The 19,495-nt window shown below is 66.1% G+C and carries 15 protein-coding genes; 2 read left to right on the plus strand and 13 right to left on the minus strand.

Going from position 1 to position 19,495, the window contains the following annotated elements; genetic code table 11:
* Positions 1 to 2 precede the first annotated feature (2 nt).
* The 4 genes from glmM to rlmE form a co-directional block, all read right to left on the minus strand.
* Positions 3 to 1,352 carry a phosphoglucosamine mutase gene (glmM, locus tag LY622_RS15555; protein WP_234291737.1) on the minus strand — a complete coding sequence of 450 codons (1,350 nt, stop codon included), beginning with the start codon at positions 1,350 to 1,352 and terminating at the stop codon, positions 3 to 5.
* Positions 1,345 to 2,211, minus strand: a complete 867-nt coding sequence (folP, locus tag LY622_RS15560) for a dihydropteroate synthase (RefSeq protein WP_439649594.1) — start codon at positions 2,209 to 2,211, stop codon at positions 1,345 to 1,347. Before folP ends, glmM begins: the two co-directional genes overlap by 8 nt.
* Before the next feature lie 90 nt (positions 2,212 to 2,301).
* Positions 2,302 to 4,335, minus strand: a complete 2,034-nt coding sequence (ftsH, locus tag LY622_RS15565) for an ATP-dependent zinc metalloprotease FtsH (protein WP_234291738.1) — start codon at positions 4,333 to 4,335, stop codon at positions 2,302 to 2,304.
* Positions 4,336 to 4,514: 179 nt separating this feature from the next.
* Positions 4,515 to 5,213, minus strand: a complete 699-nt coding sequence (gene rlmE, locus LY622_RS15570; RefSeq protein ID WP_369413794.1) for a 23S rRNA (uridine(2552)-2'-O)-methyltransferase RlmE — start codon at positions 5,211 to 5,213, stop codon at positions 4,515 to 4,517.
* A gap of 177 nt (positions 5,214 to 5,390) precedes the next feature.
* Between rlmE and yhbY the strand changes: the two genes are divergently transcribed.
* Positions 5,391 to 5,717, plus strand: a complete 327-nt coding sequence (gene yhbY / locus LY622_RS15575; RefSeq protein ID WP_234279250.1) for a ribosome assembly RNA-binding protein YhbY — start codon at positions 5,391 to 5,393, stop codon at positions 5,715 to 5,717.
* Positions 5,718 to 5,803: 86 nt separating this feature from the next.
* Here yhbY and greA read toward each other — a convergent pair whose 3' ends face one another.
* The 4 genes from greA to dapB form a co-directional block, all read right to left on the minus strand.
* Positions 5,804 to 6,280: a transcription elongation factor GreA gene (greA, locus tag LY622_RS15580; RefSeq protein WP_043514605.1), complete on the minus strand. Its 477-nt coding sequence runs from the start codon at positions 6,278 to 6,280 to the stop codon at positions 5,804 to 5,806.
* Positions 6,277 to 9,522 (minus strand): carbamoyl-phosphate synthase large subunit, encoded by a 3,246-nt coding sequence (gene carB / locus LY622_RS15585; protein ID WP_234279251.1) that lies wholly within the window; start codon positions 9,520 to 9,522, stop codon positions 6,277 to 6,279. Before carB ends, greA begins: the two co-directional genes overlap by 4 nt.
* Positions 9,523 to 9,629: 107 nt before the next feature.
* A complete protein-coding gene (gene carA / locus LY622_RS15590; protein ID WP_234279306.1) occupies positions 9,630 to 10,796 on the minus strand; it encodes a glutamine-hydrolyzing carbamoyl-phosphate synthase small subunit in 1,167 nt (388 codons plus the stop codon).
* 412 nt (positions 10,797 to 11,208) lie between these two features.
* The gene (dapB, locus tag LY622_RS15595; protein ID WP_234291739.1) at positions 11,209 to 12,012 is read right to left on the minus strand and encodes a 4-hydroxy-tetrahydrodipicolinate reductase; all 804 of its coding nucleotides are present in this window, start codon (positions 12,010 to 12,012) and stop codon (positions 11,209 to 11,211) included.
* Between the two features lie 132 nt (positions 12,013 to 12,144).
* Between dapB and LY622_RS15600 the strand changes: the two genes are divergently transcribed.
* Positions 12,145 to 14,133, plus strand: coding sequence for an MBL fold metallo-hydrolase (locus LY622_RS15600; protein WP_234291740.1), 1,989 nt, complete (start codon positions 12,145 to 12,147; stop codon positions 14,131 to 14,133).
* Here LY622_RS15600 and LY622_RS15605 read toward each other — a convergent pair.
* The 5 genes from LY622_RS15605 to grpE form a co-directional block, all read right to left on the minus strand.
* Entirely contained in the window at positions 14,130 to 15,029 is a 900-nt protein-coding gene (locus LY622_RS15605) for a DMT family transporter (RefSeq protein ID WP_234291741.1), read from the minus strand. The two genes, LY622_RS15600 and LY622_RS15605, sit on opposite strands and share 4 nt — an antisense overlap.
* An 8-nt stretch (positions 15,030 to 15,037) precedes the next feature.
* Positions 15,038 to 15,319: a DUF2218 domain-containing protein gene (locus tag LY622_RS15610; RefSeq protein WP_234279257.1), complete on the minus strand. Its 282-nt coding sequence runs from the start codon at positions 15,317 to 15,319 to the stop codon at positions 15,038 to 15,040.
* Between the two features lie 201 nt (positions 15,320 to 15,520).
* On the minus strand, positions 15,521 to 16,675 hold the full coding sequence (gene dnaJ, locus LY622_RS15615; RefSeq protein WP_234291742.1) for a molecular chaperone DnaJ: 1,155 nt from the start codon (positions 16,673 to 16,675) through the stop codon (positions 15,521 to 15,523).
* Positions 16,676 to 16,781: 106 nt separating this feature from the next.
* Positions 16,782 to 18,713 (minus strand): molecular chaperone DnaK, encoded by a 1,932-nt coding sequence (gene dnaK, locus LY622_RS15620; RefSeq protein WP_234279259.1) that lies wholly within the window; start codon positions 18,711 to 18,713, stop codon positions 16,782 to 16,784.
* A gap of 121 nt (positions 18,714 to 18,834) precedes the next feature.
* Positions 18,835 to 19,464 carry a nucleotide exchange factor GrpE gene (gene grpE / locus LY622_RS15625; RefSeq protein WP_234291743.1) on the minus strand — a complete coding sequence of 210 codons (630 nt, stop codon included), beginning with the start codon at positions 19,462 to 19,464 and terminating at the stop codon, positions 18,835 to 18,837.
* Positions 19,465 to 19,495: the final 31 nt, after the last annotated feature.

The raw sequence follows: 19,495 nt of genomic DNA on the forward strand, positions 1-19,495 counted from the left end.
GGTCAACCCAGCTGCTGCTCGACGTCGGCGGCCAGGCGCCGAGCCATGCCCTCTACATCGAGATGCGCTCGGCCTTCGACCATCACGCGAATCAGCGGCTCGGTGCCCGACGGACGCAGCAATACACGCCCCTCGTCGCCCAGCTCCGCCTCCATGGCGGCCACCGCATCCTTGACCGCCGAACTCGCCATCAGCGCCTTGGCATCGCTGCCCGGCGTCAGGCGCACATTGACCAGCACCTGGGGCACCTTCTCCAGCCCCGACAGCAGGCTCTTGAGCGGCTTGTCCTCGCAGACCATGATCGCCAGCACCTGCAACGCCGACACGATGCCGTCACCGGTGCTCTGCACGTCGGCACAGACGATATGGCCGGACGACTCCCCGCCCAGATGCCAGCCGTTGGCAACCAGACGCTCCACCACGTAGCGGTCGCCCACCTTGGCGCGCTCGAAGGGAACGCCCATCGCCTCCAGCGACATGGCCAGCCCGAAGTTGGTCATCAGGGTACCCACCACGCCCCCGTTGAGCTGCCCGCGCTCATGCCGGTCCCGGGCGATCAGGTAGAGGATGTCGTCGCCATCGATCTCGCGCCCGTCGGCATCGACCATCAACACCCGGTCGCCGTCGCCATCGAAGGCGATGCCCAGGTCGGCGCCCTGCTGGATCACCGCGGCACGCAGCGTGGCCGGGTAAGTGGAACCCACGTCGCGGTTGATATTGAGCCCGTCGGGGCTCGCCCCCACCAGGCTGATCTCGGCACCCAGCTCACGGAAGACGCTGGGGGCAATGTGATAGGTCGCCCCATGGGCGCAGTCCAGCACGATCTTCAGCCCATGCAGGCTGACCCGGTGGGGAATCGTGGACTTGCAGAACTCGATATAGCGGCCGGCGGCATCGTCGATGCGCACGGCCTTGCCCAGGCGGTCGGCTGCCACGGTGGTGAGCGGCTCGTCGAGCATCGCCTCGATGCGCTCCTCGATGTCGTCGGCCAGCTTGGTGCCTTCGGTGGAGAAGAACTTGATGCCGTTGTCGGCAAAGGGATTGTGCGACGCCGAAATCACGATACCGGCATCGGCCCGGAAGGTCCGTGTCAGATAGGCGATCCCCGGCGTGGGCATCGGACCGAGCAGGGCCACGTCGACACCCGCCGCCGAAAGCCCCGCCTCCAGCGCCGACTCGAACATGTAACCCGAGATACGGGTGTCCTTGCCGATCAGCACGCGAGCGCGCCCGTTGTCCCGGGCCAGCACGCGCCCCATGGCCCATCCCAGTTTCAGCATGAAGTCGGCGGTTATCGGATATTCACCCACCGTGCCCCGAATCCCGTCGGTACCAAAATAGCGTCTAGTCATGCTCGCAGCCTTCCCTAAGCACGGCCCATGTCATGTTTACCGCATCCAGGACTGGGCCAACGTCATGGACACGCAGAATACTTGCGCCGCGCTCGACGGCCATTGACGCCAGCGCCAGGCCGCCCGACAGGCGCTCCTCCACCGGCCGGCCAAGCACCTTGCCAATCATGCTCTTGCGCGACATCCCCACCATCAGCGGGAGCCCCTGCTTCGTCAGCGTCTCCAAGCGGTTGAGCAGGCGCAGGTTGTGCTCGACGCTCTTGCCGAAGCCGAATCCCGGGTCGAGCAGCAGGCGCTCACGGCGCAGCCCGGCCGCTTCGCAGGCGGCGATGCGCGACGCCAGGAAATCGCCGACCGACGCCTCCACCGCCACATCATAGCGAGGGGAGTGCTGCATGTCCCGCGGCTCGCCCTGCATGTGCATGAGACAGACCGGCAGGCCGGTGCCCAGGGCCGCCTCGATGGCGCCCTCACGCTGCAGGGCGCGCACATCGTTGATCATGCCGGCACCCAGGGCGGCGGTCTCGCGCATCACCTCGGGGCTGCTGGTATCCACCGACACCAGGGCGTCGAGTTCGCGGACCAGCCGCTCGACCACCGGCATTACCCGGTCCAGTTCCTGCTGGGTGGAGACCGCCTGGGAGCCCGGGCGGGTGGACTCGCCGCCCACGTCGATGATCGCCGCCCCCTCCGCCAGCATACGCTCGGCATGCCGCACGGCATCGTCGATGACGGTGTGCTGGCCGCCGTCGGAGAAGGAGTCGGGAGTGACATTGAGAATCCCCATGACGCGGGGGTAGGAGAGGTCGAGACGATGACGCCCGCAGGGCAGCCAGGTCGGTGAAACGGTTTCCATCATGCAGTCGGTCCTGTGGCGGCATGCTGACAAAACGGTTGCCCCGCATGGCAAAGGCGCCCCGGAGGGGCGCCTGCCTGCGATGGGTCGATATCAGGACCCGGCCGGGCCACCCAGCGGGTCGGAGGGGCGACGACGCGGCTCGTCGTCCTCATCCTCATCGCCACTGTCGCCACCATCACCACTGCTGTCGCCACCGCTGCCACCATCGGTGGGCCCGACCGCCTCGGACTCCGGCTCTTCGCTGCGGGGCGGCGTCTCGCCGGTTACCGGCGCACCGGTACCGGAATCGCCATCCTCCCAGTCCTTGGGCGGCCTCGGCGCGCGGCCTTCCATGATATCGCGGAGCTGGTCGGCATCGATGGTCTCGTAGAGCATCAGCGCATCGGCCATGGCGTCGAGCTTGTCGCGATTCTCCTCGAGGATCTGCTGCGCCTTGGCGTAGCACTCGTCGATGATCTTGCGCACCTCCTTGTCGAGGCGCGAGGTGGTCTCGCCGGACTTGAGCTTGCCGCCCTGGCCGGGGCCGCCGAGGAACTGGTGGGACTCGTCCTCGTCGTACATGATCGGGCCCATCTCCTCGGAGAGACCCCACTTGGCCACCATGTTGTGGGCCAGCTCGGTGGCGCGCTTGATGTCGTTGGACGCCCCGGTGGTCACGCCGTTGGGGCCCAGCGTCATCTCCTCGGCGATACGGCCGCCGAACAGCGAGCAGATCTGGCTGAGGATCTGCTGGCGCGACAGGCTGTAGCGATCCGCCTCGGGCAGGAACATGGTCACGCCAAGCGCTCGGCCGCGGGGGATGATGGTGACCTTGTAGACCGGGTCGTGCTCCGGCATCACCAGGCCGATGATGGCGTGGCCCGACTCGTGATAGGCGGTGTTGAGCTTCTCCTTGTCGGTCATGACCATGGACTTGCGCTCGGCGCCCATCATGATCTTGTCCTTCGCCAGCTCCAGCTCTTCCATGCTCACCAGGCGCTTGTTGCGGCGCGCGGCGAACAGTGCCGCCTCGTTGACCAGGTTGGCCAGGTCGGCGCCGGAGAAGCCGGGCGTGCCACGGGCGATCAGCGACGGCTTGACGTCGTCGCCCAGCGGCACCTTGCGCAGGTGTACGTTGAGGATATGCTCGCGGCCGCGAATGTCCGGCAGCCCCACCACCACCTGGCGGTCGAAGCGCCCCGGGCGCAGCAGCGCCGGGTCGAGCACGTCGGGGCGGTTGGTGGCGGCGATGACGATGACGCCCTCGTTGGCCTCGAAGCCGTCCATTTCCACCAGCAGCTGGTTCAGGGTCTGCTCGCGCTCGTCGTTACCACCGCCCATGCCGGCGCCGCGCGAACGACCCACGGCATCGATCTCGTCGATGAAGATGATGCAGGGCGCCTGCTTCTTGGCCTGCTCGAACATGTCGCGTACGCGGGACGCACCCACGCCGACGAACATCTCGACGAAGTCGGAGCCGGAGATGGAGAAGAACGGCACCTTGGCCTCGCCGGCGATGGACTTGGCGAGCAGCGTCTTACCGGTACCCGGTGGGCCGACCATCAGCACGCCACGGGGAATGGTGCCGCCCAGGCGCTGGAACTTGGAGGGGTCGCGCAGGAAGTCGACCAGCTCCTCGACCTCCTCCTTGGCCTCGTCGCACCCGGCCACATCGGCGAAGGTGGTCTTGATCTGATCCTGGGAAAGCAGCTTGGCCTTGGACTTGCCGAAGCTCATCGGCCCGCCCTTGCCGCCGCCGCCACCCTGCATCTGACGCATGAAGAACATGAAGATGGCGAGTATCAGCAGAATCGGGAAGCTGGCGATCAGCAGCCGCGTCCACAGGCTCTGCTGCTGCGGCTCCTTGCCCACCACGGTGACGTTGTTGGACAACAGGTCGTCCATCAGCCGCGGGTCTTCCGCCGAGGGGCGAATGGTCTGGAATTCAGAACCATCCTGGCGCTCACCGGTGATCGTGTGACCATCGATGGTCACGCTACGGACCTGCTGGTTCTGCACCTGTTGGACGAACTGAGAGTAGTTCATCGTCTGTGGTGCGGTATCGACGGTGAAGTTGTTGAATACCGTCAGTAATACTGCGGCGATAACCAACCACAGAATCAGGTTCTTTGCCATATCGTTCAAGGGCCTACCCTCGTTGCAAGCATCTGTCGGCCGAAACGCCTGTTTGTAAGACCACGCACTGCGGGGCGTGTTCCGCCCAGCCGTGGGGGCTATGTCTGCCCATACTGTGACATAGTTGAGCAGCCCTGTCCGGCCATTGCGCCGTTAGTCTTTGACTATCATTGTGACCGAGCCGGGGCTCAGCCGCGAAATCCTTCCGCCAGCAGGTACACCTCCCGCGAACGAGCGCGCGAGGCCTCTGGCTTGCGTGTCACCACCCGGCCGAAGCTGCTGCGCAGCTCCTTGAGATAGGCGTCGAAGCCTTCGCCCTGGAACACCTTGGCCAGGAAACGCCCCTGGGGCTTCAGCGTCTGCCGAGCCAGGTCGAGCGCCAGCTCGACCAGGTACATGGCCTGGGGCTGATCGATGGCCGCCATACCACTCATATTGGGGGCCATGTCGGACATCACAAGGTCCACCGGACGATCGCCCAGGGTCGCGAGTATCGCCTCGAGCACCGATTCCTCGGTGAAATCGCCCTGAATGAAGTCGACGCCGGCAAGGGCGTCCATCTCCAGGATGTCCGAGGCGATCACCACGCCTTCGGGGCCCACCTTCTCGGCGGCCACCTGGCTCCAACCGCCCGGTGCCGCACCCAGGTCGATCACCGCCATGCCCGGCCTGAACAGACGATCCTTCTCGTTCAGCGCCAGCAACTTGTAGCTGGCCCGGCTGCGGTAGCCATCCTGCCAGCTCTGCTGGACGAAACGATCGTCGAAGTGCTCCTTCAGCCAGCCCTTGCTGGTCCTGCTGGCACCACCGGTCTTGCCCGGAGCACGCTTGTCGCCGCCATTGGCGCTGGGCGCGTTGCCACGCGAGGAGGAAGTGGAACGAGCCACGGCATCACCTTGAGACATCGTTTGAAGTAGGAATCTGTAAAGCCAGCAGGCCCATGCCTGAATCGGCAAGGTGCGAAGCGAGTCGGTGGGCCGCCGAGAAGCGCTTGATTGCTTTCGTCGAGGCGCGTTTCACCGTACCATGGTGCGCTGAGCGCAACCGGGAAGACGCAACATACCATGAGCTTGTCACAGGCACAAAAGAAAGCATTTCGCAGTATCGGCCACCACCTCACCCCGGTGGTAACGGTATCCGAGAACGGCGTATCCGAGGGGCTGCTGGCCGAACTCGATCGCGCGCTCAGCGACCACGAGCTGATCAAGGTCAAGCTGGCCCTGGCCGAACGCGACGATCGCGCCGCCGCGCTGGAGGCGCTGCTCGCGGCGAGTCGTGCCGAGCGGGTCCAGACCATCGGCAAGATGGCGCTGCTCTATCGGGCCAACCCCAAGGGCAACCCCAAGCTCTCCAACGTCAAGCGCTTCGAGGGCCACCACGGCCGTCACTGAAGCCGAGCCGCATGCAGGGCTGCAACCAGCAGCCCTTGACAACCCCCGCGACCCGCGTCGCCGGGGGTTGTTCGCTTTTCGCCGGCTCAGCGGTGCTCGACGCCGGCAATCTCGTATTCCACTTCGCCACCCGGGGTGTTCACCACCACCACGTCGCCCTCCTCCTTGCCGATCAGGGCACGGGCAATGGGTGAGGTCACCGAGATCTTGCCGGCCTTGATCTCGGCCTCGTCCTCGCCAACGATCTGGTAGGTCACCGTCTCGTCATTGTTGAGGTTGATCAGCTCGACGGTGACGCCGAAGATCACCTTGCCGGTCTGCGGCAGCTTCATGACATCGATCACCTGGGCCGCCGAGAGCTTGCTCTCGATCTCCTTGATGCGTCCCTCGATGAAGCCCTGCTGCTCGCGGGCGGCGTGGTATTCGGCATTTTCCTTGAGATCGCCATGCTCGCGGGCATCGGCGATATCGGCGATCACCTTGGGACGCGCCTCGCCCTTGAGATACTCCAGCTCCTTGCGCAGGCGTGCCTCGCCGGCAACGGTCATGGGGACCTTGTTCATTGCGTAGCTCCTGCATGCAGTTCCTGTAACCGACGTACCGTAATGCCATCGCCATATTCGAGCGCCATGCAAACGGCACTGGCCCCTGCCAGGGTCGTGGCATAGGGCACCTTGCGAGCGAGCGCGGTACGACGGATCACCGAGGAGTCATTGATCGCCTGACGGCCCTCGGTGGTATTGACGATATAGGCGATTTCGTCGTTCTTGAGCAGATCGACGATATGCGGCCGGCCTTCATAGACCTTGTTGACGATGTCGAACGGGAGGCCTGCCGCTTCGAGTGCCGCAGCGGTGCCACGAGTGGCGACCAGGCCGAACCCTAATGCTAGCAGAGAACGCGCCACCTCGATAACACCCGACTTGTCCGGATCGCGCACCGAGAGGAACGCCTTGCGCTCCCCCGTGAGGGCGGGAATCGCTTCGCCGGCGCCCAGCTGCGCCTTGTAGAAGGCCTCGGCGAAGGTATCGCCACTGCCCATCACCTCGCCGGTGGACTTCATCTCCGGCGACAGGATGGGGTCGACACCGGGGAACTTGTTGAACGGGAACACCGCCTCCTTGACGCTATAGAAGTGCGGCACGATCTCGCGCTCGAAGCCCTGTTCGGCCAGGGTCTTGCCGGCCATGCAGCGGGCGGCGATCTGCGCCAGGGAGATGCCGATGCACTTGGAGACGAAGGGCACGGTACGCGAGGCGCGGGGGTTGACCTCGATGACGTAGATCTCGCCGTCCTGCCAGGCAAGCTGCACGTTCATCAGGCCCACCACGCCGAGCTCCACGGCCATCTTCTTGACCTGCTCGCGCATCTCGTCCTGCACCTCGGCGGGCAGCGAGTAGGGGGGCAGCGCGCAGGCGGAGTCGCCGGAGTGCACGCCGGCCTGCTCGATGTGCTGCATGATGCCGCCGATCACCACCTGGTGGCCGTCGGAGACGGCGTCGATATCGATCTCGATGGCGGCATTGAGGAAGTGATCGAGCAGCACCGGCGAGTCGTTGGAGACCTTCACCGCGTGGGTCATGTAGTTCTCGAGCTCGGAGGCGTCGTAGACGATCTCCATGGCCCGGCCGCCCAGCACGTAGCTGGGGCGCACCACCAGCGGGTAGCCGATCGCCTCGGCCTTGGCGAAGGCCTCGTCGAAGCTGCGCGCGGTGGCGTTGGGCGGCTGCTTGAGGCCCAGCTTCTCGATCATCTGCTGGAAGCGCTCGCGGTCCTCGGCACGGTCGATGGCGTCAGGCGTGGTGCCGATGATCGGCACCCCGGCGGCCTCGAGCTCACGGGCCAGCTTGAGCGGTGTCTGGCCGCCGAACTGCACGATCACCCCGACCGGCTTCTCCTTGTCGGCGATCTCCAGCACGTCCTCCAGGGTCACCGGCTCGAAGTAGAGGCGGTCGGAGGTGTCGTAGTCGGTGGAGACGGTCTCCGGGTTGCAGTTGACCATGATGGTCTCATAGCCGTCGTCATGCATGGCGAAGGCGGCGTGGACGCAGCAGTAGTCGAACTCGATGCCCTGGCCGATACGGTTGGGCCCGCCGCCCAGCACCATGATCTTCTGGCGATCCGAAACCTCGGCCTCGCACTCCTCCTCGTAGGTGGAGTACATGTAGGCGGTGTCCGAGACGAACTCCGCCGAACAGGTGTCCACCCGCTTGTAGACCGGGCGGATGCCGGCCTTCTGGCGGGTCTTGCGGAACTCCTTCTCGGCGACGCCCAGCAGGCTCGCCAGGCGGGCATCACTGAAGCCCTTGCGCTTGAGGCCGAACAGCTCGCGGGGGGTGAAGTCGGACAGTGAACGCTTGCTCACCTCCTGCTCGATGCGAACCAGCTCCTCGATCTGCACCAGGAACCAGGGATCGATATTGGTCAGGGTGAAGATCTCGTCGACACTCATGCCGGCGCGCATGGCGTCGGCGATGAAGAAGATGCGCTCGGCGCCGGCGGCCTGCAGCTCGCCCTTGATATGCGCCATGGCATCGTCGGTGAACTCGCCGGCCTTGCACTCAGGAAACTTGGGATCGAGCCCGTCATTGCCGGTCTCCAGGCCACGCAGTGCCTTCTGCAGCGACTCCTGGAAGGTGCGACCGATGGCCATGACCTCGCCCACCGACTTCATCTGCGTGGTCAGGCGGTCGTTGGCCTGGGGGAACTTCTCGAAGGTGAAGCGCGGAATCTTGGTGACGACATAATCGATGGCCGGCTCGAAGGAGGCCGGGGTGCGCCCGCCGGTGATGTCGTTCTGCAGCTCGTCCAGAGTATAGCCGACGGCCAGCTTGGCGGCGATCTTGGCGATCGGGAAGCCGGTGGCCTTGGAGGCCAGCGCCGAGGAGCGCGACACCCGCGGGTTCATCTCGATGATCACCATGCGCCCGGTCCTGGGGTCGACGCCGAACTGCACGTTGGAGCCGCCGGTCTCGACGCCGATCTCGCGCAGCACCGCAAGCGATGCGTCGCGCATGATCTGGTATTCCTTGTCGGTCAGCGTCTGGGCCGGGGCCACGGTGATGGAGTCACCGGTGTGCACGCCCATGGGGTCGAAGTTCTCGATGGCGCAGACGATGATGCAGTTGTCGTTCTTGTCCCGAACGACCTCCATCTCGTACTCCTTCCACCCCAGCAACGACTCGTCGATCAGCAGCTCATGGTTGTTGGAGAGCTCGAAGCCGCGGGTGCAGATCTCCTCGAACTCCTCCTTGTTGTAGGCCACGCCACCGCCGGAGCCGCCCATGGTGTAGGAGGGGCGGATGATGGTGGGAAAGCCCAGCTCGGCCTGGATCTCCCAGGCCTCTGCCATGGAGTGCGCCACCTTGGCCTTGGGGCACGCCAGGCCGATGTTCTTCATCGCCTTGTCGAAGAGGTCGCGGTCCTCGGCCTTGTTGATGGCGTCGGCGTTGGCACCGATCATCTCCACGCCATACTTCTCGAGCACACCGTGCTCGTCGAGCTGCAGCGCACAGTTGAGCGCCGTCTGGCCACCCATGGTCGGCAGCAGGGCATCGGGGCGCTCGGCGGCGATGATCTTCTCCACCGTCTGCCAGGTGATCGGCTCGATATAGGTGGCATCGGCCATGGCCGGGTCGGTCATGATGGTGGCCGGGTTGGAGTTGACCAGGATGACCCGGTAGCCCTCCTCGCGCAGCGCCTTGCAGGCCTGGGCGCCGGAATAGTCGAACTCGCACGCCTGGCCGATGACGATGGGGCCGGCGCCGATGATGAGGATGCTCTGTATGTCGGTACGTTTGGGCATGACGGTTCCCGCGAAAATTGATGGCTAACGAGTGAGGCGGCTCTCGCAGAGTCCGCTGAAGCGTTCGATGCCCGGCGGGGCCCTGGGGCCTGACCGGGCAGATTCATTCAGCGCGTGGCGAGGCGCTCCTTCATCATGGCGACGAAACGGTCGAACAGCGGCGACACGTCCTTGGGGCCGGGGCTCGCCTCGGGGTGGCCCTGGAAGCTGAAGGCCGGGCGGTCGGTGCGCTCGATGCCCTGCAGCGAACCGTCGAACAGCGAACGGTGGGTGGCACGCAGGTTGGCCGGCAGGGTCGACTCCTCGGCGGCGAAGCCGTGGTTCTGGCTGGTGATCATCACATGGCCGGTGTCGAGGTCCTGCACCGGATGGTTGGCGCCATGGTGGCCGAGCCCCATCTTCACCGTCTTCGCTCCGCTGGCCAGCGCCAGCAGCTGATGGCCCAGGCAGATGCCGAATACCGGGATATCGGTCTCGAGGATCTCGCCGATCGCCTTGATGGCGTAGTCGCAGGGCTCGGGGTCACCGGGGCCGTTGGCCAGGAAGACACCGTCCGGGTTCATGGCCAGCACCTCGGCGGCGGGGGTCTGGGCCGGCACCACGGTCAGGCGGCAGCCGCGGCTGGCCAGCATGCGCAGGATGTTGCGCTTCACCCCGTAGTCGTAGGCGACCACGTGGAAGGGCCGCTCGGCTCTTCCCTCGGAGGCGGCGGTATCGGCATAGCCTTCGCCCAGGGTCCATTCGCCCTCGGTCCACTCGTAGGGAGCCTGGCAGGAAACCACCTTGGCCAGGTCCATGCCCTTGAGGCCGGGAAACTCCCGGGCCGCCGCCAGGGCGCGCTCGACGGCGTCTTCGCCGGAGGCCAGGTCGCCGGCCAGGATCGCCCCGTTCTGGGCGCCCTTGTCGCGCAGGATGCGGGTCAACCGCCGGGTATCGATATCGGCGATGCCCAGCACGTTCTGGCTCTTCAGGTAGTCGGAGAGCGACTGTTCGGAGCGGAAATTGCTGGCGATCAGCGGCAGGTCGCGGATCACCAGGCCCGCCGCGGCGATGGCGCCGGACTCCACATCCTCGGCGTTGACGCCGGTATTGCCGATGTGGGGATAGGTGAGGGTGACGATCTGCCGGGTATAGGAGGGATCGGTGAGGATTTCCTGATAGCCGGTCATGGCCGTATTGAACACCACCTCACCGCTGGTCTGTCCATCGGCACCGATGGCCGTGCCGTGAAAGAGACTGCCATCTTCCAGGGCCAGTATCGCGGGTTTGTTCAATGCGGGGCTGTTCAAGACAAGGTCCTCCCATGCTGTGGGAGCCTGAGGGGCGCAGGCTCCGCGGCTATCGTCGCTGCGACAGATTCGGCTCGTAAAAAAGCGGGACGAAGCCGATAAAAGAACCGGTTTCATCCCGCTTGTTGTCATATTCTTCGGGGGCTGGCAAACGCAACAAGCGCGCAGTGGTGACTGCTATTTTCAGGCGCCCGGCCAAAATTTTGGGGATATTACAGGATTCTCCTCACTTCGACCACCCCTTACTGCCCCAAAAGTGTTGTATGCCGCCGCACCTCAGGGTCGCCGAGGGCAGGCTGGAGAGGAGGTCCGATGCCATGGATGGCATCGGTAGCGCCCAAGGATGGGTTCACAGCGCCTCCTCGCAGGCCTGCCCTCGGGAAAGCCCCGAGGCAACTCAGAGCCCCAACACATCCTGCATGTCATACCGCCCATTGGGCCGGTCGGCCACCCAGCGCGCCGCGCGTACCGCACCCTTGGCGAAGGTCATGCGGCTCGACGCCTTGTGGGTGATCTCGATGCGCTCGCCCTCGGTGGCGAACATCACCGTGTGCTCGCCGACGATATCCCCGGCACGCACCGTGGCGAAGCCGATTTCCTTGTCCGTGCGCGGCCCGCACTGGCCCTCGCGGGCGAAGACGCCGTGCTCCTTGAGCGTGCGGCCGAGGCTCTCGGCCACCACCTCGCCCATCTTCAGCGCGGTGCCCGAGGGGGAATCCACCTTGTGGCGATGGTGCGCCTCGATCACCTCGATGTCGTAGCCCTCGTCGCCCAGTGCCCGGGCCGCAGTTTCCAGCAGCTTCAGCGTCAGGTTGACCCCGACGCTCATGTTGGGCGCGAAGACCAGCGGGAGCCTGTCACGGTAGGCGTCGAGCGCGGCCAGCTCCTCGTCGGAGAGCCCGGTGGTGCCGATGACGATCCGCTTGCCGTGCTTGGCGCAGAACGCCAGGTTGGCCAGCGTCACCTGCGGGCTGGTGAAGTCGATCAGCACGTCGAATTCATCGACGATGGCCTCGAGGGAGTCCACCGCCGTCACCCCCAGCCTGCCGACGCCCGCCAGCTCGCCGATATCGGCACCGGCCAGCGAACTGCCCGGCTCGACGATACCGCCGGCCAGGGTGGCTCCGGCATCCTGCTGCACGGCGTTGACCAGGGTGCGGCCCATGCGGCCGGCGACGCCGACGATGGCGATACGGGTCATGCGGACTCCTGCGAAATCGGTAAGTTGAAGATGACAGGGAGTATACCAGAGCATGCCCCGCCTGGACCGATGCTTGGGTAGCGGCGGCAGGATCGCCCACACTGGACATGACGATACGATGCAAGGAACACCATGCCGACCCCGATACCGCCCGGCTCCGCCAATGAAACCGCCCTGCTCGACCTGCTGCGCCGCCACCCCTGCATACTGCTGACCGGCCCGTCCGGCAGCGGCAAGACGACCCTTGCCCGGTCCGTGGCCGCCCGCCTGGTCGAGCGCGGCGAGGTGTGTCATTGCCTCAGCGCCGACCCCGGACTACCCGGCTTCGGCCCACCCGGCGCCGTGTGCCTTGGGCGCTGGGACCCGCAGCTTGGCGTAGGCGGCGACTGGCACCTGGAGGCCATCGAGGCACTGGCCTCCCTGGACAGCGCGCGCTTCCGCCTGCCGCTGGCCGAGGCGGTACGCCGGCTGGCCGGGCGCGTCGAGACCGGCCTGCTGATCGTCGATACGCCGGGTGTGGAACGCGGCATCGGCGGCGCCGAGCTGCTTGCAGCACTCGTCAGCGCCAGCCACGCCAGTGCCTTGGTGCGGCTGGCGCCGGGAAACGAGCCCGATCCTTACGCGCCGGAACGCATGGCGCTGGGCCTGGAAACGCTGGGGTTGTCTGCCGCCCCGCTGGCGCGCCATCCGGGGCGCCAGCTTCGCACCCAGCGGCGTACCGAGGCATGGGACACCTATTTGGCCGCTGCCACTGCTCAGGAAATCGATCTTGTCGGCCTGGCCATCGTCGGCACACCGCCACCGCACGACGTCGCCGCCGCCTGGCACAGGCGCCAGGTCGGCCTGCTCGACGCTACCGGCCGCACCCTGGCCATGGGTGAATTGCTTGCGCTGGAAGGTAAACGGCTCAAGTTGCTGACTCCGCCACTGGGCGACACCCCGCGCACCCTGGTGATACGTGACGCCATGCGCTACCCCGAGGGCCATCTCGGCACGGCGCGCCCCTATCGTGCCTCTTACCCAGCAACACCCGACGAGCCATCCTTGAGGCTGCCTTTACAGGAAGCCGTCGACGGCCCGCGGCCGACTCTGCGCCTCGATGGGGTACGCGCGACCCTGGTCAACGGCGTGTTCGGCGACCCGCTACTGCATCTGCGCCTGCGTCATCGCAAGCGCAGTCTGCTGTTCGACCTGGGCGACCCCGGCCGGCTGCCGGCACGGCTGGCCCACCAGGTCAGCGATGTCTTCATCAGCCACGCCCACTTCGACCACATCGGCGGCTTCCTGTGGCTGCTGCGCTCGCGCATTGGCGACTATCCACCGTGCCGGATGTATGGGCCACCCGGGCTCGCCGGCCACCTGGACGGGTTGATGCGAGGCATACTGTGGGATCGGGTCGAGGAAAAGGCGCCCCGCTTCGAGGTCTACGAGCTGCACGGCGAGCGCCTGGCCCACTATCGCCTGGCAGCCGGCCAGTCGATGAAGGCGCTCTCCCCCAGGGACGTCGAAGATGGCGTGCTCCACGCGGAGCCAGGGTTTCGCGTGCGCGCCGTCACGCTGGACCACGGCACGCCGGTGCTGGCCTTCGCTTACGAGCCGGACGTGCAGGTCAAGGTACGCAAGGAGCGCCTGGAAGCGCACGGCTGGTCGCCCGGCCCGTGGCTCGGCGAACTCAAGCAGCGCGTACTGACCAGCGACGATGAGAGCGAAATCGTCCTGCCCGATGGTAGCCGCCGCCCGGCCCCCGAGCTTGCCGAACAGCTATTGTTCTCGCAGCCGGGCCAGCGCCTGGTCTATGCCACCGACTTCGGCGACACGCCCGATAATCGCGAGCGCCTGCTGCGCCTTGCCCGCGGCGCCGGGGTACTGTTCTGCGAGGCCTCGTTCCGTGAGGAGCAGCGAGAACAGGCCCAACGCACCGGCCACCTGACCGCCCGCGCCTGCGGCGAGATCGCCGCCGCAGCCGAGGTTGGCCAGTTGGTGCCATTTCACTTTTCGCGCCGTCACGTCGACGACGTGGGCGAGCTCTACAAAGAGATTCGCCGGCACTTCCCGCGCCTGGCCGCCACTCCCGGCAGCGAGCCTGGGCCGTGGGACGAAGGCGAGGAAGACGGCGACTAGCCAGTGTCGCGCGGGCCATTCTGGCGCAACAGCATGCCGATGGCGGCAAGCACCAGGGCACTGCCCGGCAGCCACTGCCAGCCGATCTGCTCGGGTACGGTGACGAACAGCAGCAACATGGAGACGAAGGGCACCAGGTAGCCGTAGGCGGTGACGGCACCGGGGGTCAACGCCGAGGTGGCGCGCTGCATCAGCCAGAAGGTCAGGGCACTGGAGAAGAGCCCCAGGTAGGTCACCAGCAGCAGATCCTGCCAGCGCATCGACATGAGCTCGGCGGCGGGCTCGATGACCAGCCCCAGCAGGCCGATCCATACCCCGCCCATTCCCAGGCTCCAGAAGGTGCGCACCGAGGCCGCTTCCGGCAGCCAGCCATGGCCGAGCCCCCACTTGCTCAGCACCGGGTAGAGTGCCGAGGAGACACAGCCGAGGAAGAACACCGCCTCGCCGATGCCGAACTGGAGCCCTTCGCCATGCCCCATCGACTCGGCAACGGCCAGCCCCAGCGCCCCCATGGCGCCCAGCGCAAGGATCGCCGGCAGCTGCCAGGTCAGCCGTTCGACGCGAAAGCCCAGCCCCAGCAGGAAGGCCAGCAGCGGCACGGTGACGTAGAGCGTCGACATGGAGAGCGCCGTGGCATGATGCGCCGCCCAGAACATGGCGCCGAAGAAGCCGGCCAGGCAGAGGCCCATCAGGCTGTAGAGGGGCAGTAGCCGCCAGGAGGGCAGGAAATCGGCCGCACGACGCGCCAGCCACCAGAGCCCCGCGCAGGCGATGGCGAAGCGCAGCGCGGTCAGCGACAGCGGCGGTAGCTGGCTCATCAGCTCGACGGCGGGAAACGACAGCCCCACCAGCACCGCCCACAGCAGCATGCCCAGGTGGGCGGCCCGGGGCGACACCGGGACGTTCAATTTTCCCAGACGATGACCAGCTCCTCATCACCCGCCATGCGCTGAAGGTGGGCATCCAGCACGCCCTCCAGGCGATCGAGGCTCTCCTCTTCCAGCGCCTCGAGGGCCACCACCAGCTTGCCCGGCTCGGCCTGCATCAGGCAGGAGCCCTCCTCGAAGACCACCCGGCTCTCGGTCTCGCCCTGCTCCACCTCCAGCTTGTGCGCCCAGTGCTTGCACAGCCGGTTCATCAGCTTCGCAGCTGACTCGGTAGCGATCTCCGTTCGCGACATCGGCATGACGACCTCCATTCGTTTTCGATTGAACGCCTAGACTAGGACGATCCGGGTAGGCAATGCCAGCCCCGAGCCTGGCGAACGCAGTGTTCCACAAAATGGAGCATCGACTCGACGCCCCCACTCGATGAGCCTGCTGGAAAAACAAGACCCCGGCTCCTTGCGGAGGCCGGGGCCTGGTCTGCCGAGCTGTAGCCGGAAGCCTTACGGCTTCATGTCCTCGAAGAACTTCTTCACGCCGTCGAAGAAGCCGCTCTTCTTGGGCGAGTGGTGGGCGCTGTTGGTGCCCCCCAGGCTCTCCTGGAGCTGGCGCAGCAGGTCCTTCTGCTCATCGTTGAGGTTGACCGGTGTCTCGACCACCACCTTGCACAGCAGGTCGCCGGGAGGGCCGCCGCGTACCGGCTTGACGCCCTTGCCGCGCAGGCGGAACAGCCGGCCGGTCTGGGTCTCGGCGGGGATCTTGAGCTTCACCCGGCCGTCCAGCGTCGGCACTTCCAGCTCGCCGCCGAGGGCGGCGTCGATGAAGTTGATCGGCACGTCGCAGTGCAGGTGCTTGCCGTCGCGCTGGAAGATATGGTGCGGCTTGATCGCCACCTGCACGTAGAGATCGCCCGGGGGCCCGCCGTTGACGCCGGACTCACCCTCGCCGTTGAGCCGGATGCGATCGCCGGTATCCACGCCGGCCGGGATCTTCACCGACAGGGTGCGGGTCTCGCGCACGCGGCCTTCGCCGTGGCACTTGTGGCAGGGCACCTTGATGTGCACGCCGCTGCCGTGGCAGGTGGGGCAGGTCTGCTGCACGGCGAAGAAGCCCTGCTGCATGCGCACCTGGCCGTGGCCGTTACAGGTGGGGCAGGTCTCCTTGCTGGAGCCCGGCTCGGCACCTTGGCCGTCGCAGCGGTCGCACTCCACGTGGCGCGGCACGCGGATATCGACGGTGGTGCCGGAAACCGCGCTCTCCAGGTCCAGCTCCAGGTTGTAGCGCAGGTCGCTGCCCCGCTGCGGCGCATGGGGGCTGCGCCGGCCGCCGCCACCGCCGAAGATGTCGCCGAACACGTCGCCGAAGATATCGCTGAAGCCGCCGGCTCCCGCGCCGCCGCCGAAACCACCGGCACCGAAGCCGCCGGCCTGGCCGTCGACGCCGGCATGGCCGAACTGGTCGTAGGCGGCACGCTTCTCGCCGTCGCTCAGGATCTCGTAGGCTTCGGAGACTTCCCGAAACCGCTCGGCCGAGCTTTCGTCATCCGGATTGCGGTCCGGATGGTATTTCTGTGCCAGGCGTCGGTAGGCCTTCTTGATATCTTTCGTGTCGGCCCCGCGCTCGACGCCGAGCACTTCGTAATAATCGCGTTTGGACATGGGTCCATGCGCCTCCTGGTCTAGGCAGTTATCGCCTGATCCGCGGAAACGGCAACGCGGGAGTCATCCCCCCGCGCTGCCGTCGGCCGTGGCATACCTTCGACGATTACGGCTTCTTCTGGTCGTCGTTGACTTCTTCGTACTCGGCGTCGACCACGTCCTCGTCCGGCTTGCCGGCATCTTCGCCGCCGTCACCACCGCCCTGCTGGGCTGCCTCGGCCTGCTCGGCGTACATCTTCTGGGCCAGGTTGCCGGAGGCTTCGGTCAGCTTGTCCAGCTTGGCCTGGATGTCGTCCTTGTCGTCGCCCTTCAGCGCCTCTTCCAGGTCGCCGATGGCGGTCTCGATGGCCTGCTTCTCTTCGTCGCTGGCCTTGTCGCCGGCCTCTTCCAGGGTCTTGCGCGAGGCGTGGACCATGCCGTCGGCCTGGTTGCGCAGCGCCACCAGCTCCTCGAACTTCTTGTCCTCGTCGGCATGGGCCTCGGCGTCGCGCACCATCTGCTCGATCTCGTCGTCGGTCAAGCCGCTGGAGGCCTTGATCACGATCGACTGCTCCTTGCCGGTGGCCTTGTCCTTGGCGGACACGTTGAGGATGCCGTTGGCGTCCAGGTCGAAGGCGACCTCGATCTGCGGCACGCCACGCGGCGCCGGCGGAATATCGGCCAGGTCGAAGCGGCCCAGCGACTTGTTGCCGCCCGCCTGCTTGCGCTCACCCTGCAGCACGTGGATGGTCACGGCGGTCTGGTTGTCATCCGCGGTCGAGAAGGTCTGGGTCTTCTTGGTCGGGATGGTGGTGTTCTTCTCGATCAGCGGGGTCATCACGCCGCCCAGGGTCTCGATGCCGAGCGTCAGCGGGGTGACGTCGAGCAGCAGCACGTCCTTGACGTCGCCGCCCAGTACGCCGCCCTGGATCGCCGCGCCAACAGCCACGGCCTCGTCCGGGTTGACGTCCTTGCGGGCTTCCTTGCCGAAGAAGTCGGCGACCTTCTTCTGCACCATGGGCATGCGGGTCTGACCGCCGACCAGGATCACGTCGTCGATCTCGGAAGCGGACAGGCCGGCATCGGCCAGGGCGGTCTTGCACGGGCCCATGGAGCGCTGCACCAGATCTTCTACCAGCGACTCGAGCTTGGCCCGGGTCACCTTGACGTTGAGGTGCTTGGGACCGGTGTTGTCAGCGGTGATGTAGGGCAGGTTGACGTCGGTCTGCTGGGCGCTGGAGAGCTCGATCTTGGCCTTCTCGGCGGCTTCCTTGAGGCGCTGCATGGCCAGGTTGTCACCGGAGAGGTCGATACCGCTGTCGGACTTGAACTGATCCACCAGGTAGTTGATCAGGTGCATGTCGAAGTCTTCGCCACCCAGGAAGGTGTCGCCGTTGGTGGCCAGCACCTCGAACTGGGTCTCGCCGTCGACGTCGGCCACTTCGATGATGGAGATATCGAAGGTACCGCCGCCCAGGTCGTAGACCGCGATGGTCTTGTCGCCACGCGACTTGTCCATGCCGTAGGCCAGCGCCGCCGCCGTGGGCTCGTTGATGATGCGCTTGACCTCGAGGCCGGCGATGCGGCCGGCATCCTTGGTGGCCTGGCGCTGGCTGTCGTTGAAGTAGGCCGGCACGGTGATGACCGCCTCGGTGACTTCCTCACCCAGGTAGTCTTCCGCGGTCTTCTTCATCTTCTTCAGCACTTCGGCGCTGACCTGCGGCGGTGCCAGCTTCTTGCCCTTCACTTCCACCCAGGCGTCGCCGTTGTCGGCCTCGACGATGCCGTAGGGCACCATCTTGATGTCCTTCTGGACGACGTCGTCCTTGAAGCGACGGCCGATCAGGCGCTTGATGGCGTACAGGGTATTCTCGGGGTTGGTGACCGCCTGGCGCTTGGCCGACTGCCCCACCAGGATCTCGCCATCATCGGTGTAGGCGATGATGGAAGGCGTGGTGCGAGTACCTTCGGCGTTCTCGATCACCTTGGCGCTGTCGCCGTCGAGCACGGCCACACAGGAGTTGGTGGTCCCCAGGTCAATACCGATGATGCGTCCCATAGGAAATCCTCGAAAAGTCGTTGCTTGAATTCGTCTCTGCGGCGCTTGCCGCGGGGTTGTCGTCTATCTGGGGGGCAGTGTCTGCTTTTTCAAGTCCTGCCCCCGTTTCCGATGTGCTAACTCAACCGGCAGCCTGGCTGACCACCACCATGGCCGGGCGCACCAGGCGTCCGTTGAGCACGTAGCCCTTCTGCATCACTTCCATCACGCTGTTGGGCTCGAGCTCGGGGTTGGGCACCATGGCCATGGCCTCGTGGTACTGGGGGTCGAAGGGCTCGCCCTGCGGGTCGACCGCCTCTACGCCGAACTTGCCCAGCACGTCGTGCTGCATCTTCAGGGTCATGGCCACGCCCTCGCGGTGGGCCTCGCTGGCGTCCTCGCCCATGGCCTCCAGCGCCTTCTCCAGGCTGTCGACCACCGGCAGCAGCTCCTTGACGAAGCGCTCGAGGGCGAACTTGCGCGCCTTCTCGGCCTCCTGCTCGGCGCGACGACGCACGTTCTGCGCCTCGGCTGCCGTGCGCAACACCTGGTCCTTGGCCTCGGCCAGGCTCTCCTCGAGCTCCGCGACCTGGGCGGCCAGCATCTCGGCCTCGGGGTTGTCGCCCGCTTCGGCCTGCTCGGCCAGCGCCTCGGCCTCGTCGGCCGCCTCGATGGCCTCGCCTTCGAGCTCACCCTCCACGGGCTGCGGTTCGGCCTCTTCCTCGCGCCTTGCCAGCTCGTCGTCCAGCGGGGTCTGGGGTTCTTTAGCCATGAACATCTCCTGAAACGGTGAATCGGCCCCG

It is taken from the genome of Halomonas alkalisoli (assembly GCF_021412585.1).
GTDB classification, from domain to species: domain Bacteria; phylum Pseudomonadota; class Gammaproteobacteria; order Pseudomonadales; family Halomonadaceae; genus Halomonas; species Halomonas alkalisoli.

Coding starts and splice junctions, on each gene's coding strand:
- glmM (WP_234291737.1), bottom strand. CDS start 1,352: ATGACTAGACGCTATTTTGGTACCGACGGGATTCGGGGCACGGTGGGT.
- folP (WP_439649594.1), bottom strand. CDS start 2,211: ATGATGGAAACCGTTTCACCGACCTGGCTGCCCTGCGGGCGTCATCGT.
- yhbY (WP_234279250.1), top strand. CDS start 5,391: ATGAGCTTGTCACAGGCACAAAAGAAAGCATTTCGCAGTATCGGCCAC.
- greA (WP_043514605.1), bottom strand. CDS start 6,280: ATGAACAAGGTCCCCATGACCGTTGCCGGCGAGGCACGCCTGCGCAAG.
- carB (WP_234279251.1), bottom strand. CDS start 9,522: ATGCCCAAACGTACCGACATACAGAGCATCCTCATCATCGGCGCCGGC.
- dapB (WP_234291739.1), bottom strand. CDS start 12,012: ATGACCCGTATCGCCATCGTCGGCGTCGCCGGCCGCATGGGCCGCACC.
- LY622_RS15600 (WP_234291740.1), top strand. CDS start 12,145: ATGCCGACCCCGATACCGCCCGGCTCCGCCAATGAAACCGCCCTGCTC.
- LY622_RS15610 (WP_234279257.1), bottom strand. CDS start 15,319: ATGCCGATGTCGCGAACGGAGATCGCTACCGAGTCAGCTGCGAAGCTG.
- dnaJ (WP_234291742.1), bottom strand. CDS start 16,675: ATGTCCAAACGCGATTATTACGAAGTGCTCGGCGTCGAGCGCGGGGCC.
- dnaK (WP_234279259.1), bottom strand. CDS start 18,713: ATGGGACGCATCATCGGTATTGACCTGGGGACCACCAACTCCTGTGTG.
- grpE (WP_234291743.1), bottom strand. CDS start 19,464: ATGGCTAAAGAACCCCAGACCCCGCTGGACGACGAGCTGGCAAGGCGC.